At 53.3% G+C, this 17773-nt stretch carries 15 protein-coding genes; 13 read left to right on the top strand and 2 right to left on the bottom strand.

The genetic code is table 11. The annotated features are described in order from the left end of the window. The first annotated feature begins 157 nt into the window (after positions 1-157). The 5 genes from QTL79_RS05285 (at position 158) to QTL79_RS05265 (ending at position 4392) form a co-directional block, all read left to right on the top strand. A complete protein-coding gene (locus QTL79_RS05285) occupies positions 158-982 on the top strand; it encodes a TrmB family transcriptional regulator (RefSeq protein ID WP_346353906.1) in 825 nt (274 codons plus the stop codon). Positions 983-1041: 59 nt separating this feature from the next. After that, on the top strand, positions 1042-1578 hold the full coding sequence (locus QTL79_RS05280; RefSeq protein ID WP_346353905.1) for an HD domain-containing protein: 537 nt from the start codon (positions 1042-1044) through the stop codon (positions 1576-1578). Between the two features lie 147 nt (positions 1579-1725). Then, positions 1726-2223 carry a hypothetical protein gene (locus tag QTL79_RS05275; protein WP_346353904.1) on the top strand — a complete coding sequence of 166 codons (498 nt, stop codon included), beginning with the start codon at positions 1726-1728 and terminating at the stop codon, positions 2221-2223. A 157-nt stretch (positions 2224-2380) separates the two neighbouring features. Further along, positions 2381-3166 carry an ABC transporter ATP-binding protein gene (locus tag QTL79_RS05270; RefSeq protein WP_346353903.1) on the top strand — a complete coding sequence of 262 codons (786 nt, stop codon included), beginning with the start codon at positions 2381-2383 and terminating at the stop codon, positions 3164-3166. Further along, positions 3163-4392: a SufB/SufD family protein gene (locus QTL79_RS05265; RefSeq protein ID WP_346353902.1), complete on the top strand. Its 1230-nt coding sequence runs from the start codon at positions 3163-3165 to the stop codon at positions 4390-4392. Before QTL79_RS05270 ends, QTL79_RS05265 begins: the two co-directional genes overlap by 4 nt. Positions 4393-4462: 70 nt before the next feature. On the opposite strand, the gene QTL79_RS05260 is transcribed toward QTL79_RS05265, so the two are convergent. Together QTL79_RS05260 and QTL79_RS05255 are read right to left on the bottom strand one after the other, a co-directional pair. After that, positions 4463-6805: an ATP-binding protein gene (locus tag QTL79_RS05260; protein ID WP_346353901.1), complete on the bottom strand. Its 2343-nt coding sequence runs from the start codon at positions 6803-6805 to the stop codon at positions 4463-4465. A gap of 36 nt (positions 6806-6841) precedes the next feature. After that, positions 6842-7996, bottom strand: a complete 1155-nt coding sequence (locus QTL79_RS05255; protein WP_346353900.1) for an ABC transporter substrate-binding protein — start codon at positions 7994-7996, stop codon at positions 6842-6844. 226 nt (positions 7997-8222) lie between these two features. On the opposite strand from QTL79_RS05255, the gene mgrA reads away from it, so the two are divergent. The 8 genes from mgrA to mglC all read left to right on the top strand — a co-directional run bounded on the left by mgrA (position 8223) and on the right by mglC (position 17690). After that, the gene (mgrA, locus tag QTL79_RS05250; protein ID WP_428845458.1) at positions 8223-9215 is read left to right on the top strand and encodes an L-glyceraldehyde 3-phosphate reductase; all 993 of its coding nucleotides are present in this window, start codon (positions 8223-8225) and stop codon (positions 9213-9215) included. Positions 9216-9393: 178 nt separating this feature from the next. After that, a complete protein-coding gene (gene galT / locus QTL79_RS05245; protein ID WP_346353899.1) occupies positions 9394-10386 on the top strand; it encodes a galactose-1-phosphate uridylyltransferase in 993 nt (330 codons plus the stop codon). Next, a complete protein-coding gene (locus tag QTL79_RS05240) occupies positions 10386-11546 on the top strand; it encodes a galactokinase (protein WP_346353898.1) in 1161 nt (386 codons plus the stop codon). The genes galT and QTL79_RS05240 overlap by 1 nt, the downstream gene beginning before the upstream one ends. Positions 11547-11717: 171 nt before the next feature. Beyond that, a complete protein-coding gene (gene galE, locus QTL79_RS05235) occupies positions 11718-12710 on the top strand; it encodes a UDP-glucose 4-epimerase GalE (RefSeq protein ID WP_346353897.1) in 993 nt (330 codons plus the stop codon). 8 nt (positions 12711-12718) lie between these two features. Then, positions 12719-13912 (top strand): ROK family transcriptional regulator, encoded by a 1194-nt coding sequence (locus QTL79_RS05230; protein WP_346353896.1) that lies wholly within the window; start codon positions 12719-12721, stop codon positions 13910-13912. Positions 13913-14031: 119 nt separating this feature from the next. Then, on the top strand, positions 14032-15060 hold the full coding sequence (locus tag QTL79_RS05225; RefSeq protein WP_346353895.1) for a galactose ABC transporter substrate-binding protein: 1029 nt from the start codon (positions 14032-14034) through the stop codon (positions 15058-15060). Positions 15061-15142: 82 nt separating this feature from the next. Then, the gene (locus QTL79_RS05220) at positions 15143-16660 is read left to right on the top strand and encodes a sugar ABC transporter ATP-binding protein (protein ID WP_346353894.1); all 1518 of its coding nucleotides are present in this window, start codon (positions 15143-15145) and stop codon (positions 16658-16660) included. 16 nt (positions 16661-16676) lie between these two features. Continuing rightward, positions 16677-17690, top strand: a complete 1014-nt coding sequence (gene mglC, locus QTL79_RS05215) for a galactose/methyl galactoside ABC transporter permease MglC (protein ID WP_346353893.1) — start codon at positions 16677-16679, stop codon at positions 17688-17690. The last annotated feature ends 83 nt before the right edge of the window (positions 17691-17773 follow it).

The following is a 17773-nucleotide window of genomic DNA, read 5'->3' as shown; positions in this document are numbered from 1 at the left end:
GCGCAAATATCCGGCAGCATGGATCGTAAACGATCGAAGCTGCCGGATATTTTTTTTCTGCAGGCGAAGCGGATGCGATTGACAGGCAAAAAAAGAATTGCTATAGTAGTTATAAAACAAACGACGTAGTTATAAGAAGAACGACTAGGAGGATTGCATGGAAAAAATCATGCTGGAGATTCAAAAACTTGGCTTCTCGCAATATGAGTCGAAGGCCTATGTCTCCTTACTGCAGCAAGCGCCGGTGACCGGTTACGAGTTGAGCAAGCGCTGCGGCGTTCCCCGCTCAATGATTTATGAAGTGCTGAACAAGCTTAGCGAACGCGGCGCGATTTATACGCTGCCGTCGGAACCGGTGAAATATTCGCCGGTGCCGGCGAAAGAACTATTGAAACGATTGCGCCGCGATGTCGATGCGACGTTTGCCTTTCTCGATCAATCGTTGGCGGCGCTCGGCAGCAATAACGAACTGGCGGTCATTGCCAGGATCCATGGCCGTGAGCCGGTGTTCAACGAATTGCACAGCCTTGTTGAAAGCAGCAAAAGTGAGCTGTGGCTGTCCGTCTGGGAACCGCAGGCGACGCTGCTTAGCCAGAGCGTGGCCTGCGCCGAAGAGCGCGGCGTCAATGTCTGCTCGATTGTCTTCGGCAATGCGGCTTGCCGCCTGGGAACGACGTTTCATCATGACTATATGCCGGCGGATGTGGTCAAGGCGCGAATCGGCGGGCAATTGACGCTGGCCGTCAAAGACCGGCAAGAGGTCATCATTGCCAACTTTCTTGATCATGGCGCATCTTGGGCGGTAAAGACGCAGGATCCGGCGCTTGTACTGGTCGCAACCGAATATGTCCGGCATGACATCATGATCGAAGCGGTCATGCGACATTTCGGCGCAGACAAGCTGGACGAATTGTTGCGCAAGCAGCCGGAACTGCATGCGGTTGTGACCGGTAAGTTCAAAGACAGGGCGAAGAAACAGTAAAGCTTTTATCGCCAAGCGGTCAGGGGAAAATGAAAAAACGTAAGCGGGAGGAAATGAAAATGGATACGAGTCGGGAAAAAGCCTGGTCAGTCTTAACGAGTCATGTAAAAGAAACGGTGCTGCTCAATCACTGCCGCGCGGTGGAGGTAGCCATGCGCGCCTATGCGGAAAAATATCAATCGGATGTTGCATACTGGGGCGCGGTCGGCTTGTTGCATGACGTCGATTTTGAAAAATACCCGGAGCAGCATCCGACGCAGGCCGCCATGCTGCTGCAGCCGCACGGCTATAGCGAAGCGTTCATTGCCGATGTCGAATCGCATGCCCGTGATTGGCCGGGCGAACGCAGTCAGCTGCAAAAAACACTCTATGCGGTCGATGAATTGACCGGTTTCATCATCGCCTGCGCGTTGGTAAGGCCGGACAAAGATCTGGCGAATGTCGAAGTGAAATCTGTGCTGAAAAAATTGAAGGATAAGGCATTTGCGCGCGCGGTCAATCGCGAGACGCTCTGGGCGGGCGCCGAAATGATGGGCGTTGAGATGGCGGAGCACATTGAGTTTGTACGGGCCGCGCTGGCGAAGGACTATCAATAGCGAGGGAAAAGCCTTTCCGTGCAGCAGTCTACTTTGATGAACTTCTTATAATTTGCCGCTAAAAATAGTTGAAAAAAGAGATTTATGCGCCGTTTTTTGCTATGATGAAAGAGTGTAAATATATGAAGAAAATGAAGGTAAGGCGCAATGAACTGGAAAAAAGAGCTGGCGATTGTCGGACTGTGCGTGGCTGTCCTGGTACCGGTGCTGAGCGGCTGTTTTAGCGATCCGGTAAAAAGCGAATTGGAAGAGTACGTTACCTTTGAATTCGAGCAGGGCAAGAAGGCGCAGGCTTTGTCGAGCGAAGTGGAAGACCGTTCGATCACGAGCGCGCAAACGAAAGAAGAACTGATGCAAATATTGCAGCAGCGCAAAGAGCACTTGCTGAAAAAGCTGGACGGACAACGCAAGTATGAAGCGAAAACGCCGCAGATCAAAGAGATTCATGCCAAAGGAATCACTTTGTTGGAAAACAAAGTGCAGGTATATGAGAAATTCATCGAGATGGTCAACACGCCGCAGGAACGCTGGGAACGCGATGAAATGCTGCAGCAGCGTCAGCTGGAGATCGACCGCCTTAACAAAGAGTACCAACGCGAATTGCGCAGTCTGATGACGGACAAGAATGTAAGGGTAAAGATATAAGATGACAGACCTGGCTTAGACTGGGTCTGTCATCTTTTTTGCCTAAAGAAACATGTTGGATAAATATGGATTTTGCCGATCTGAAATGATACAATTGGCTTAAGTAGGAAAAAATTTCCTGCGCCTTAGATATCCAGGGATGAAGGAGGCGGATGCGATGCTGCGCATTGAGCATCTCAGTGTGAAAGTTCAGGACAAACTTATCTTGCGTGACGTGAACCTGCATATAAAGCCGGGAGAGGTTCATGCTTTGTTCGGGCCGAACGGCACCGGGAAATCGACGTTGGTCGGGGCGGTCATGGGCTTTCCACGCTTTTGCGTCGTAGAGGGGCGGATATTGTTCGGTGAGACCGACATCACGGCACTGCCGGTCGATGTCCGCGCCGAGCTGGGTTTAGGTGTGATGATTCAGCGTCCACCGACGATTCGCGGTCTGACGCTGCGCCAGATGGTAACGCTTTGCAGCAGAGAAGAGGTGGATGCCGACGCCTTGGCGGCCAAATTGAATCTGAGCGAATTTCTTGACCGCAATGTGAATGAAGGATTTTCGGGCGGTGAGATCAAGCGTTCCGAATTGTTGCAGCTGATGGCGCAGAAACCGGATCTGCTCTTGCTTGATGAACCGGAATCCGGCGTAGACCTTGAGAATATTGCGCTGGTCGGCGCCGCAGCCGACTGGATCATGGAGCGTGGCGCGGCGGTCGCGGAAAAAGTTGCGCCGGGAGAATCGCTGCGTCAGCGTCGGGCGAAACGCAGCAAGTCCGGTCTGATCATCACGCATACCGGACATATTTTGCAATATGTTCCGGCCGATATTGCCCATGTCCTCTACGACGGCACGATTTCTTGCAGCGGAAATCCACAGGAGATGCTAAGCTGCATCCGTCAGGGCGGCTATGAACACTGCATCCGTTGCGCAGAAGGAAGGGGGGACTGTCAATGAGCGAAGAGAAAACGGCTGGCTGGAAGGAGAAAGCGGAGAAAGCAACGGAGAAACTTGGCTTATACGGTGCGGATGTCGATCTGAAGCGTTACACGGACGATGAAGCGAAAGCAGCGACGGGAGAGGATCTAACGCCGAAGCGGCGCAAGGCGCTCGAACAGGTCGGCGTGGAAACGGAAGCGGATTCTGCGACGCGATCCGGCAGCTATGTGCAGATGAATCATTCGGTTCTGCAGTGCAGCATGGCGGAAGAAGGGCTCGAAGTGATGTCTACCGACCAGGCGCTGCGCTGCCATCCCTGGCTCGAAGATTACTGGTGGAAGACCGTGTCTGCGGATGCCGACAAATATACCGCCAGAGCGGCTTTGCATCAAGAACATGGTTATTTCATCCGCGTGCTGCCCGGCGTGAAAGTACCGCATCCGGTGCAGGCCTGTTTGTATATCAGCCAGGATGGGCTGATTCAGGACGTGCACAATATGATCATTGTCGAAGAAGGAGCGGAGCTGCATGTGATCACCGGCTGTACGACCGATCCGGACGTCAAACGCGGCATGCATATCGGCATCAGCGAATTTTTCATTAAAAAAGGCGGCAAACTGACCTTTACGATGATTCATCAATGGGCGGAAGAGGTATCGGTCAGACCGCGTACCGGAGTGGTGGTCGAAGAGGGCGGCGTCTTTTTGTCCAACTACATTTGCTTGAAGCCGGTACAGGATCTACAAATGTATCCGACGGTGCGTCTGCTCGGCAAGGATTCGCTGGCGCGTTTGAATTCGATTTTGGTTGCAATGCCGGGCTCGCATCTTGACGTCGGCGGGCGCGCCGTCCTAGCGGCGCCGGGGGCAAAAGCCGAAATTATCGCCCGCACCTTGAGTCTTGGCGGAACCAGCATCAACCGCGGTCACTTGCTGGCTTCCTCTGCGGAAACAAGGGCGCATCTTGAATGCCATGGATTGATTCTCAATCCGGAAGGCGTAATTTATGCGATTCCAGAACTGGAAGTACGGACCGACAATGCGGAACTGAGCCACGAAGCGGCGGTCGGGAAGATCGCGCCGGAAGAGATCGAGTACTTGATGGCCAGAGGGCTCAGTGAAGAGACGGCGGTCGCCACGATTGTGCGCGGTTTCTTGCACGTCAAGATCGAGGGCTTGCCCGATGCGCTGACGCAGGAAATCGAGCGTGCGATCGATGAATTCAGCGGCGGACGCGGCGCTTAGCAAAAAGAAAAAGCAAAGGGGATTATCACGGCGCTTACGCGGCGAGGCAATCCCCTTTGCTTTTTCTTTTTTAGACAGATGCATAGTCAGGCTGTTTTTCCTGGGGCAATGTGATGACGAAAGCAGTGCCTTGGCCGACTTCGCTTTGGCAGATGATGCTTCCGAACAGTTGCAGTGTGATGATGTTGTATACGATGTATAGACCGAGTCCAATGCTGCCGGTGCCGCGCCGGGTGGTGAAAAACGGATCGAATATCTTTTCGCGCATTTCCGGCGACATGCCTTGGCCGTTGTCCTGACAGGTCAAAATGAATGGCCCGTTTGCGTCAAACGTGACGGACAGGGTAATCTTGCCGCATTGCTGCGGTGCGAACGCATGATGATGGCAATTCAGCAGCAAGCTTGTAACGATATGCGAAAAGGCGGCGGGGAAACTGTCTAGTTCGATGTGTTCAGCACAAATAATCTCGACCTGATGGCAAAAATCACGATTGGCGGAACGCAGACTGCTCACCAGCGTTTCCAAATATTCGCGAACGACAAAGCGCTGTCGCGTCTCGCCGCTTTGATCGACCGATACCTGTTTGAAGTTGCGGATCAGTTGCACGGCTTTGTTCAGACTGGTAAGCAACAGCTCGATCGATTCCTGGCTGTCTGCGAGCAACTGCGTGAAGTCGCTGCGTTTCATGATCCCTTCTGTATAACGGGCGGCGGTGGCGAGAAACAGTTCCTGCAGGTGCGAAGAGACGGTGATCGCAACGCCGACCGGTGTGTTGACCTCATGTGCCAGGCCGACGACCAGATTGCTGAGCGCGGCTCTTTTTTCCGAATGGATCAGAATTTCCTGGGTCTTCTTCAAACGATCCAGCGCTTCCGTCAACTCAAAGTTCATCGCCATGAGTTCCTGGTTGAGCGAAGTCAGTTCCTGGGTGCGCAATTCCACTTTCATTTCTAGGCGGTCATGCGCGGCTTGCAATGCATCGGCGGCCTCTTTGCGCGCGGTGATGTCTTCCATGCTGCCGTCATAGAAAGCTGCGCGCCCGTCTGAAGCGCTAATGCCGCGCATGCTGAGGCGGACCCAGATGAAGCGGCCGTCCTTGCGCCGCATTTTCAGTTCGGCGTCAAGCGAAGCATCGTTGCTGCCGCAGAGTCTTTGCCAGTGTTCATGATCCTGAAGCGAGGCGTAAAAATCGGTCAGGCGATAAGCGGAGAGCGGCTCCTGTTCGGGCCAGGCCAGCATCTGCTGAAAGGCGGGGTTGGCATCGATGATCTGTCCGTCAAACATGGTGCGAAAGAGACCGATCGGCACTTCGGCAAACAGGCTGCGGTAACGCTGTTCGCTCGTCGCGAGCGCTTCTTGACGGGCTTGCAGTGTCCGGCTCATTTGCGAGAAATCGAGCGCCAGCTTATTGAGTTCGGCAAAGAAAGTCGGCGGGGTTTGTACGTCGGCTTCCGGATAATCGCCGCAGGCAAGCGCCGCAGTGCTGCGGCTCAATTCCGCAATCGGCTGGACGATGTCGCTGCGCAGGCTTTGGCTAAGATTGCGCCAGACGGCCAGCCAAAGCAAAATGGCGATCATTAAGGCAAAAGCGAAGGCGCCGAGGTAGGGCCCCCATGAGGAAAGGAGCGGCGTCTGGGTGATGATGATCCAATCGTTTTTTGTCGTCTTAGCGGTGCTGGCGAGAAAGAAAGCGCCATTGTTTTGGTAAATTGCCGTCGTATTGCCGTGCAAACCTTGCTGGAAAATGGAGAGATTGCTCAGGTTCGTCTGCTGCCGGATTTGCTGTGCGCTCGGGTAGGCAAGCAAGGTGCCGGACTGATCAAGGATGAACACGGTATTGCCTCGGTTCACGTCATTGAGTTCTTCAATTTGCTGTTGCACGCCGTTTAAGTTCAAAGCGCCGATCAGGCGTCCGTGCGGCAGTGTTTTCGCCAGATAAACGGTCGGCTCGCCGGTGCGTAGCGAGATGAACGGGCGGGAAACCAGCAGTTGATCCGCTTCATCCAAGTTTTGAAAATAGGGAAGATTGGACATGTCCATGCCCTGATAGCGTGGGTCAGGCGGTACCATTAAGACGATAGTGTCTTTTTCATCCAAATAATAAATCGTTTCGAATATGCCGTACGCTTCCCAGCTGCTTTGCGTAAAAGCGACGAAATCCGCGGGCGATTTGGCGGCTGTCTTGGCGAGTGCGTCAAGCATGCGATCGCCGTTCTTAAGATAGTGATCCACCATTTGCGCAGTCGTCAGAGCGGTTTGTTCCTGGTGCTGCTTTAAGGTGCGGTCGTTGAAATACGTCGCGCTGCAGAGTACGGCGAGGCCTAAAAGCAATAGCGGAATAAATAATCGCCCGAGCAGCAGACGCAGCAACACCCGTTCCAAAGGCGGAATTTTTTCGCGAGGAGAACGCATGCACACCACCCCTTTGCTTTGACTTTAGCGGAAAGGCTATTGCTTGGCTTGCGACAAGGTGGCAAGAATGACAAACTTGCCATTACGAATCGTGCTGAGATAGAACGGACGCACAACGTCGCCGTTGGCGCTGAAGGAAATCGTATCCAGTAAGCCGGGGAAATCTTTGGTGTCGAGCAACGCCTGGCGCAATCCTTCACGTTGGCCGCCTGTCTTTTTCAAAGCATTGGCCAAGACGGAGGCCGCTTCATAGCCGAAAGAAGCGCCGAACGAAGGCGCGCGGCCGAAGCGCGCTTGGTATTGCTGCTTAAAGGCCGAGAAAGCCTGATTTTCGTTGTCGAGCGCATAGGCCTGTTCAATTTCCATCCCTTCGACCGCCATGCCGCCATTGTGCAAAAGAATCTCTGTCTGCGCCCATGCGGAAGCGAAGAGCAGCACCCGCCAGCCCATCAGCCGGGCGCGCTGCGCGATCAACGCCGCATCGATATCGGAGGTAACCAAGAGCAGACCGTCCGGTTCGCCTTGCCTGAGTTCTTTGAGTAACGGAGCGAAATCGGGCTGTTTGGAAGAAGCGTACGAGATTGATTTGACGACGCTGCCGCCTAGACTGGTATATTTATCGCTGAAGACATCCCGGTAAGTAAAGGCGTAGGCGGCGTTATCGCTATCTGCTAAAATGGCGATCTTTTTCAGCGCATGATCTTGATAGACATAACTGGCAAAGCCGCGCGCGCTATCCAAGAACGTAGGATAAACGCGGAAAAAATAAGGCGATTTGCCGCTTAGGTCGGGCGTCGATGCGGTCGGACTCAGCAGGACGATTTTAGCCGGATCCGTTAGCTGAAGGCCGAGCGTGGTTTGCGCGCTGGTGGCATGGCCGATGATCGCAGCCACATTGGCTTGCAGTAACTGATGGATCGCTGCGCGGGCGCCGTCGCCTGTGCCTAAGTCGTCCTGGATCAGAAGTTCGATCGGACGGCCTGCGATGCCGCCGGACGCATTGAGATTGTCAACAGCCAGTTGTACGCCGTTGCGTTCCTGAACGCCGAGTTCCGCCTGCTTTCCCGTTAGGTCGGCGACGAAGCCGATCCGGATCGGTTCCTTTTTCAGGCAGCCGCCGAGCAGCAGGGCGAATAAAAAAAGCAGCGAAACCAGAAACAAAAACGACCGACGCAAGAAAATCGCTTTCAACCCAATCACCTCATCTTCACGTAGTGCGAACAGAGAAAAAGCCTTGTTTGGTAATTTCTAGAATTTTGTACGTTATCCTGCCAGAAGAAGCGGCAATATGGATTTTAAATGAAGAAGACGACGATAATTTTAGGACAGTCAAAAAATTACCGCTCAAATAAAGGGGAACGAGGAGTGAGAGAAAATATATAGTGTATAAAACGGAGCGTCAAAGACAGGGGGAAATATGATGAGTTATCGACCTGACCTGCAGCGGTATGAAACGATGCGTTATCATCGCTGCGGCAAAAGCGGACTGAAACTGCCGGCGATCTCACTGGGCCTGTGGCATAATTTCGGCGAGGTGAATCAGGCGGAAAACTGCCGGGAGATGCTGCGCAGAGCCTTTGACCTTGGAATCACGCATTTCGATCTGGCTAATAATTATGGGCCGCCGCCCGGTTCGGCCGAAGAGATGTTCGGCCGCATCCTGCACAGCGATTTTGCGACGCAGCGCGACGAAATGATCATCGCTACGAAAGCGGGCTATACGATGTGGCCCGGTCCCTATGGCGACTGGGGTTCGAAAAAATATCTCATCGCCAGTCTCGAGCAAAGCCTAAAGCGGCTAAGGCTTGATTACGTCGATATTTTTTACCATCACCGTCCTGATCCGGAAACGCCGCTGGAGGAAACGATGGCGGCGCTCGATCAGATCGTTCGCCAAGGCAAGGCGTTATATGTCGGCCTGTCAAATTATAAAGCGCCAGAGGCGGCGCAGGCGATTCGGATTTTGCGCAGGCTGGGTACGCCTTGTCTGATTCACCAGCCCAAATATTCGATGCTCGAACGCTGGCCGGAAGACGGCCTGCTGGATCTGCTGGAAAAAGAGGGCGTTGGCAGCATTGCCTTCTCGCCGCTTGGCAAAGGCGTGCTGACGAATCGTTATCTGGACGGCATTCCGAGCGACTCGCGCGCGGCAAGCGGCAGTGCCTTCCTGCAGGCGACCGATTTGACGTCGGAGTTGGTGGCAAAGGTTCGTCGGCTGAATGAAGTAGCTAAGGAGCGAGGCCAGAACATGGCGCAAATGGCATTGGCGTGGGTGCTGCGCGGCAGTCGCATTACCTCGGTCTTGATCGGCGCCAGTAAAGTGAGCCAAATTGACGACTGCGTAGGCGCGTTGAAAAATCTGCAGTTCAGTGATGAAGAGCTGAGACGAATAGAGGAGATCTTGCGTTAAGGAAAGAGGCTGCCATGCAGCCTCTTTTTGCGCTGTTTTTCAAATATTTACAAAAAACAGATAAAAAGAGGCAGGAATTTTTATGAGAAGAGAGAAATGTAAAACAAACTTAATTAAATTCTTAATAAAGCGTGTAATATAAATGAGAAATTTGTCGATTTACTAGGGAGGGGCAAAGATGGCTGAATTACGCTGGAATCCTTTACTGCGAACCTGGACGATGGTGGCATCGAACCGTCAGGCCAGGCCGCATTTGCCGAAAGACTGGTGTCCTTTTTGTCCGGGCTCCGGTAAAGTGCCCGAGCAATATGACGTGTTTGCCTACGATAATGACTTTCCTGCACTGAGCCAGACGCCAGGCCTGCCGGATGAAGTCACCGGCGGTCCGTACCGGACGGCGGAAAACTACGGCAAGTGCGAAGTGATTTTGTATTCGCCGGATCATACCAGCAGCTTGTCTGCGTTGCCTGTCGCACATATCGAGAAGTTGCTGACGCTGTTGGCAGAGCGTCAGGCGGCGCTAAGCCAGGATCCGAAAATAAAATATATTTTCCCCTTTGAAAATCGCGGCGAAGAAGTCGGCGTGACGATGCCGCATCCGCATGGTCAGATTTATGCCTATTCGTTCGTGCCGCAAAAGATTCAGGTCGAATTGGACAGTTGTCGCGAATACCATGCAAAAGAAAAGCGCTGTCTGCTCTGCGATATGAACCGGGAAGAAAAGAGATTTGCGCAGCGCATTGTCGCTGAAAATGAAAATTTTTTGGCTTATCTGCCGTTTTTCACCGACTATCCGTATGGCGTCTTCATTGTCAGCAAGAAACACAAGGGCGATCTTACGCAATTCGATGCGCAGGAGAAAAAGGATCTGGCGCGGATCTTAAAATGCGTGACGGCTGCTTTTGACAAATTGTTTGGGCGTCCGTTTCCGTATATGATGTGCTTGCATCAGACGCCGGTAAACTGCGCAGAAGATGAGAACGCGGATGCGTATTATCATTTTCATATTGAATTTTATCCGCCGCTTCGCGAAGCGAAAAAAATCAAGTTTTATGCGTCCTCTGAAATGGGGGCGTGGGCAGCCTGCAATCCGCATGCGGTGGAAGAGACGGTCGAAGCCTTACGGAACGCTTGCGCTGCGGTACAAGAGGAAGCGGAGGAAAAGTCATAATGGATGCGAAACAGTTGACGACATTGTTTGAAAAAAATTATGGTGCGACGCAGGAACCGGTACACTGTTTTTTTGCGCCGGGCCGCGTCAATCTGATCGGTGAACATATTGATTATAACGGCGGCTTTGTCTTTCCGGCGGCTTTGTCGGTCGGCATTTGGGGCGCGTTGCGTTTTCGCGACGACAACCGGGTATGCCTGAAATCGACGAATGCTGAATTGGCCGTGAATCTGGAATTGACCGATACGCTCATGTTTTTGTCCGAAGATGGCTGGGCCAACTATCCCAAAGGCGTCTTTGCCAAATTGTTCAATGCAGGAATGACGCTCAAAGGCTGCGATATTTTGTTTTCCGGCAATCTGCCGGACGGCGCGGGTCTTTCCTCGTCGGCGGCGATTCTAGTACTGACTGCGTTCATGCTGCGCAGCGCTGCCGGAGAAACGGAGATCGACCGCGTCGCGCTGGCTCGCTTTTGCCAGCAGGTGGAGAATGAATTCATCGGCGTCAACTGCGGCATCATGGACCAATTTTCGATCGCGATGGGGCAGAAGGATAAGGCGATGCTGCTTGACTGCGAAACGCTTGCCTATGAATATATACCGTTTGTCTTGCAGGAACACAGTCTTGTCATCATGAACAGCAACAAGAAGCGCGAGCTGGCCGACTCGAAATACAACCAGCGGCGCAGCGAATGTGAAGCGGCGCTCGATATTTTGCGCCGCCGTAAAGCGCTGAAGAATCTTTGCCAGGCGAGCGTGGCCGAAGTGGAAGAGCAATTGAGCGATGCAACGTTGCGTCGCCGGGCGCGCCATGTGGTAACGGAAAATGAAAGAGTGAAGCAGGCGAAAATCTGCTTGATGCAGGGAGATATGGTCGGTTTTGGGCAATTGATGCGCGAATCGCATGCGTCGCTGCGCCAGGATTATGAAGTGACGGGACGCGAGCTGGATTGCCTGGTCGACTTGGCGCTGAAGGCGCCGGGCTGCATTGGAGCACGCATGACCGGTGCCGGATTTGGCGGTTGTGCGATCGCGCTGGTAAAACGCGACGCGATCACAGCTTTTAGCGAGCAGGTCGGAGCAGGCTATAGCCAGGCTACCGGCTTGAAAGCCGACTTCCATGTCGCCGCGGTTTCGGATGGCGTGAAAATTCTTGACTAGTGTGATGTAGCGACATAAGTTGAAGAAGATAAAGGGATTTTCTACCATTCGGACGAAAGTAATAAAATACACTTGGACTAATGCAGGAAATATTCCTCGTTGGTCGGGCTAGTGGAGGCGATGATAATCGATGACTCGCCATGACAGGTAACCAAGATGGGGGGAACAGCAATGAACATACTGATTACCGGCGGCGCCGGTTATATCGGCTCGCATACGGTGCGCCTATTGGCCAAAGCCGGACACGAGGTCGTCGTATATGACAACTTGAGCAAAGGGCATAAGGAAGCGGTCGCCGGACACCGCCTGGTAAAGGGCGACATCTTTGACAGTGCGCTGCTGCGCGAGACGATTCGGCGTAATTCGATAACGGCCGTCGTTCACTTTGCCGCCTACAGTCTGGTCGGCGAATCGATGGAAGAGCCGCAGGCCTATTATCGCAACAATGTGGGCGGAACGTTGAATCTGCTTGATGTAATGGCGGAATGCGGCGTCAAGCAACTGGTCTTTTCTTCGACGGCGGCGGTGTACGGCGAACCGTCCGCGGCAATGATCACGGAAGAGATGGACAAAAAGCCGGCGAGCGTATACGGACGAACGAAACTGATCATGGAAAATGCGATGGAGGACTATTCCCGCGCGTACGGTTTGCGTTACAAGGCGCTGCGCTATTTCAACGCCTGCGGCGCCGATCCGGCGGGCGATATCGGTGAGGATCACCAACCGGAAAGCCATCTGATTCCGCTGGTGCTGCAGACCTGTCTCGGACAGCGTGAATCGATCAAGATCTTCGGCGAAGATTATCCGACGCCGGACGGAACCTGCGTGCGCGATTACATCCATGTCAACGATCTGGCGCAGGCGCATCTGCTGGCGGTTGAAGCGCTCGAGGCTGGGCAAGGGTCGGGCGCGTACAATCTCGGTAATGGGAATGGCTTCAGCGTCCGGCAGATCATCGATGCGGCCGAAGCGGTCACTGGAATTGCGATCCGTCGCGAAGCCGCGCCGCGGCGTAGCGGCGATCCGGCGATTCTGGTCGCTGCCGCGACGAAGATCAAAGAGGAATTAGGCTGGGAGCCGCAATTTAGTGAGATCAATGAAATCATTGCCACCGCCTGGCGTTGGCACGAAAAAAATCCCCGCGGTTTTGCCGCAAAAAGGTAGGGCTTGCGATGCAACTGAGCAAACCGGTCAGCAATGAAACGTTGATCCTTGACATGATTCGGCGGCGCGGACCGATTTCGCGCGCCGATATCGCAAAGCTTACCGGTTTGACGCCGCCTACGGTCAACACGATTAGCGGACGCTTGGAAATGCTGGATTTGATCCAAACGGACCGACTCGGCGAATCGAGCGGCGGACGACGTCCCGTATTGATGAAAGTCAATCCGGCGCGGGAACAGATTGTCGTCATTCACATCCGTTCCTATAAGATGATCGGTTATGTGATCGACCCGGCGCTTGGGATTCATTACAAGCACAGCAGTAATATCCGCGGCCTGGGGCAGCAGGACGTCGTCGATCTGCTGGTCGGCATGGTAGGCGAGTGCTGCAAGGAAGCGACGCAAGAAATCGTCGCCATCGGCGTCGTTGCGCGCGGTCCGGTGCGTGCCAAGGAAGGGATTTCGGTCTTTGCGCCGAACATTGGCTGGCGCAATATGCCGCTCAAATATATCCTGGAAGAGAAGTTCCGTTTGCCGGTCTTTGTGGAAAACGATGCGAAAGCCTTGACGAACGGCGAGTATTACTATGGCGCGGCGAAAAACGCCAATAACCTGTTGCTCTTGAAAGTCGGCTATGGAATCGGCTGTGGCCTGATGTTTAACGGTAGTCTCTACCGGGGCGTGAATAACAGCGCCGGTGAAGTCGGACATATGACGCTCGATATGAACGGTCCGCGCTGCAGCTGCGGCAAACAGGGCTGTCTCGAAGCGCTGGCTTCGGAGAGCGCGTTGGTGGAATTTATGAGCGAGGCGCTGCGCGGCGGCGCAACAAGTTTGGTTTCTGAAATCCTGGAAGGCGAAATTGCGCAGTTGACAGCCGATGAAATCTACCAAGCTGCCGAAGCGGGCGATCCGTTGGCTTGCAAGATATTGAAAAAAGTAGCGCATCATTTGGGCCTAGGCATTGCGAATATGGTGAATGCGCTGAATCCGGAACTGATCGTAATCAGTGGCGGTCTGGCCGTCGCGCAAAAATTCATCGAACAGCAACTGCAGGAAACCGTGAATGAACATTCGTTCGAAAGCTGCAGCAGCGTGCTGGAGATTCGCTACTCGAACGAAACGGCAATCCATACGGCAAAGGGCATGGCGGATATGGTGCTGGCGGAGATTGCCGACTCGGCCTGGCTGAGTCAGCGCTAACGGTGGTCGTTATCATGAAACGATCCGGCCTTAAATATCGGAATCTTCCGAATGCTAGGGCGAACGGTTTGGCTCATGGTATATGATATTCCACAAAATTTGGTAAGGAGGGTTAATCTGTGAAACGGAACTGGAAAGGTATCATTCTCACCACGATGCTCGCGGGAGCATTATTCGCCGGGTGCTCAAGCTCGACGCCGGCAGCGACGGACAAGGCCAAATCGACTATCGGCGTGGCCATCTACAAGTTTGACGACACCTTTATGACGGGTGTCCGCAACGCGATCTCCAAAGCAGCCGAAGGAAAAGCCCAAGTGGATATCGTAGACAGCCAAAATGCTCAAGCGACGCAAAATGACAAAGTGGACCTCTTTATCAGCAAAAAGGTGAATGCGCTGGCCATTAATCCGGTTGACCGCGCTGCTGCCGGTGTTATCATCGACAAAGCGAAGAAAGCCAATATCCCTGTCGTCTTCTTCAATCGCGAGCCATTGGCCGAAGATATGAAGAAATGGGACAAAGTCTTTTATGTCGGAGCCAAAGCGGAAGAATCCGGCACGATTTCCGGTCAGCTGATGGTCGATTACTTCAAAGCGCATCCGGAAGCGTATCGCAGCAAGGATAACGTAGTTCACTACGTTATGCTGAAAGGCGAGCCAGGCCATCAAGATGCCGAACTGCGCACCAAATATGCGATCAAAGCAATGGAAGATGCCGGTTTGAAAGTCGTTAAAGTGGCGGAAGACACCGGTATGTGGGATCGCGTCAAAGGCCAGGAAAAAATGGCTGCCTTCTTAGCGGCTAATGGCGACAAGATCGACTGCGTATTTGCCAACAATGACGACATGGCGCTGGGCGCGATTGAAGCGTTGAAAGCCGCCGGTTACTTCAAAGACGGCAAATATATCCCGGTTGTCGGCGTGGATGCGACCGCTCCGGCGCTGAAAGCCCTGGAAGACGGCACGCTGCTCGGCACCGTGTTGAACGATGCCAACAACCAAGGCAAGGCGACGTTTGCCATTTCTAACGCACTGGCGCAAGGCTTAGTGCCGAACAAAGAAAACACCGGTTTTGAAATCATCGACGGAAAATATGTCTGGGTTCCTTATAAGAAAATCACCAAGGCGAACATGAACGAAGCCAAGTAAGGAAAAACGGCTGACGGCAGGGGCTGCGGCTCCTGCCCGCCATCCGTGCACCGAACTGCAGGGGAAAGAGAGGCGCGACAGCATGACAGACACTGGCTATATATTAGAAATGAAGAATATCTCCAAAGCGTTTCCCGGCGTCAAGGCATTGGACAATGTTTCGTTCCAACTGCGTCCTGGAACCGTTCACGCCTTGATGGGGGAAAACGGCGCTGGTAAGTCGACGCTGATGAAATGCCTGTTTGGCATCTATAAGCAGGATGCTGGAGAGATTTTCTTAAATGGCAGCAAGGTGGAAATCGACAATTCAAAAGATGCGTTGAATCATCGGATTTCAATGATCCATCAAGAATTGCACCCGGTGCCGCATCGCAACGTAATGGAAAATATTTGGCTGGGCCGCTTTCCGGTAAAAAGTTACGGCCCGCTCAAGTTGATCGACGAGAAGAAAATGCGCCAGGATACAGAGGCGCTGCTTAAGGACCTGGAAATTGACATTAAAGCGACGACGCGGGTCGGCAGTCTGTCGGTATCGAAGATTCAGTCGCTTGAAATCGCGAAAGCGGTTTCGTATAACGCGCGGGTCATCGTAATGGATGAACCGACATCTTCGCTCAGTGACGCGGAAGTCGAGCATTTGTTCCGCATCATTCGCGATCTGCAAAAACGCGGCGTGGCAATCATTTATATATCGCATAAAATGGAAGAGATTTTAAAAATATCGGACGACGTGACGATCATGCGCGACGGCAAACATATGGGAACCTGGCCGGCCGCGGAACTGACGACCGATCTGATCATTTCCCGCATGGTCGGCCGCGACATGACGCATCGCTTCCCGCCGCGCAGCAATGTGCCGGGCGACGTGGTGTTGCGCGCGGAAAAGCTGACATCCATTTACCCGAAATCGTTCCGCAATGTCAGTTTTGATTTACGCAAAGGCGAAATACTCGGCATCGGCGGCTTGGTCGGCGCGCAGCGCACCGAACTGATCGAATCGCTTTTCGGCCTGCGAGCGATGTCAGAGGGGCAGTTCTTCATTAACGGCAAAGAAGTGAAAATTAAATCGCCGGTCGATGCGAAAAAGAATAAGATGGCGCTCTTGACCGAAGAACGGCGGGTAACGGGGATCTTCCCGGTACTGTCGGTTTTGGAAAACGTGGCGATGGCCAAACAGGCCCGCTATGAGACGCCGTATTTTCTGTTGGATGACGAAAAACGACGCAAAGATGCCAGCGAAAGCATGGAAAAGCTGCGCGTGAAAACGCCGTCGATCAAGACTTTGATAAAAAATCTCTCCGGGGGCAATCAGCAAAAGGTGCTGCTGGCACGCTGGCTTTTGACGGAGCCGGAGATCCTGCTGCTCGACGAACCGACCCGCGGCATCGACGTCGGCGCGAAGTATGAAATTTATACGATCATCGCCGAACTCGCAAAACAGGGCAAGAGCATTATCATGATTTCCTCGGAAATGCCGGAACTGCTCGGCATGTCCGACCGGATCATGGTGATGAGTGAGGGTCGACTGACCGGAATCATTGAAGGGTCGGAAGCAAGTGAAGAAGCAATCATGCGCCTAGCGGCTCAGGGCATGGCGTAATAAGGAGGGTGCAATTGTGAACATAGACGGAAAAAGAATACAGGAATTTATCACGCAAAATGCCATCTATATCGTGCTGTTCGTACTGACAATCGGGATTGCTATTTATGATCCCCGTTTCTTATCGGTAACCACGATGCGCGACATTCTGCTCCAGTCCTCCACGCGGGCGATCATCGCACTGGGCGCGGCTTTCGTACTGATTACCGGCGGCGTCGACTTATCGACCGGACGCGTCGTCGGCCTGACCGCGGTCATTTCGGCTTCGATGCTGCAGGTGTCGGATTATTCGAGACTTTTTTATCCCAATATGCCGGAACTTCCGCTTTGGCTGCCGGTACTGCTGGCTGTTTTCGCGGGTCTCTTGGTCGGCGTGATCAACGGTTTGATCGTATCGCGCTTTCATGTCCCGCCATTCATTGCGACGCTGGGTACGATGGTTATTGTCTATGGCGTAAACTCGATCTACTTTGACATGAAACCAAACGAATCGCAGCCGATCGGCGGCCTGCGCCCCGACTTCACCAATCTTGGTTCCGGTGCGTTCGGCTCTGGCGACTATACCGTGCCATACATAGTCTTAATTGCACTGGCAATTTCCTATGTCGTCTGGGTTATCTTCAATAAGACGCGGCTGGGTAAGAACATGTACGCGATCGGCGGCAATGTGCAGGCCGCGGTCGTCTCAGGCATCAACGTCAGTCGCAACCTGCTCACGATTTATGCGATTGCCGGCGCGTTGTACGGTATCGCCGGAGTTCTTGAAGCGGCCCGGACCGGCGGCGCGACGAACAACTACGGCAACATGTATGAACTCGATGCGATCGCCGCCTGCGTAGTCGGCGGTGTATCGACCGCCGGCGGAATCGGGACCGTACCCGGCGTTCTGGCTGGCGTGCTGATCTTCGGCGTCATCAACTACGGTTTGACGTTCATCGGCATCAACCCCTACTGGCAGTTGATCATCAAAGGTCTGATCATCGTTATGGCGGTTGCGTTCGATATCCGAAAATATCTCGCGAAGAAATAAAAGATTTTTTCGAAGCAGAGTAAAACTCCCGGAGACAAAAGACGGCTGCAGCGCATTCGTCTTTTATCTCCGGGAGTTTTTTT

Source organism: Azotosporobacter soli, assembly GCF_030542965.1.
In the GTDB taxonomy this organism is placed as follows: domain Bacteria; phylum Bacillota; class Negativicutes; order SG130; family SG130; genus Azotosporobacter; species Azotosporobacter soli.
This window is presented reverse-complemented; position numbering and strand designations above follow the sequence as displayed.

Coding starts and splice junctions, on each gene's coding strand:
- QTL79_RS05285 (WP_346353906.1), top strand. CDS start 158: ATGGAAAAAATCATGCTGGAGATTCAAAAACTTGGCTTCTCGCAATAT.
- QTL79_RS05280 (WP_346353905.1), top strand. CDS start 1,042: ATGGATACGAGTCGGGAAAAAGCCTGGTCAGTCTTAACGAGTCATGTA.
- QTL79_RS05275 (WP_346353904.1), top strand. CDS start 1,726: ATGAACTGGAAAAAAGAGCTGGCGATTGTCGGACTGTGCGTGGCTGTC.
- QTL79_RS05270 (WP_346353903.1), top strand. CDS start 2,381: ATGCTGCGCATTGAGCATCTCAGTGTGAAAGTTCAGGACAAACTTATC.
- QTL79_RS05265 (WP_346353902.1), top strand. CDS start 3,163: ATGAGCGAAGAGAAAACGGCTGGCTGGAAGGAGAAAGCGGAGAAAGCA.
- QTL79_RS05260 (WP_346353901.1), bottom strand. CDS start 6,805: ATGCGTTCTCCTCGCGAAAAAATTCCGCCTTTGGAACGGGTGTTGCTG.
- mgrA (WP_428845458.1), top strand. CDS start 8,223: ATGATGAGTTATCGACCTGACCTGCAGCGGTATGAAACGATGCGTTAT.
- galT (WP_346353899.1), top strand. CDS start 9,394: ATGGCTGAATTACGCTGGAATCCTTTACTGCGAACCTGGACGATGGTG.
- QTL79_RS05240 (WP_346353898.1), top strand. CDS start 10,386: ATGGATGCGAAACAGTTGACGACATTGTTTGAAAAAAATTATGGTGCG.
- galE (WP_346353897.1), top strand. CDS start 11,718: ATGAACATACTGATTACCGGCGGCGCCGGTTATATCGGCTCGCATACG.
- QTL79_RS05230 (WP_346353896.1), top strand. CDS start 12,719: ATGCAACTGAGCAAACCGGTCAGCAATGAAACGTTGATCCTTGACATG.
- QTL79_RS05220 (WP_346353894.1), top strand. CDS start 15,143: ATGACAGACACTGGCTATATATTAGAAATGAAGAATATCTCCAAAGCG.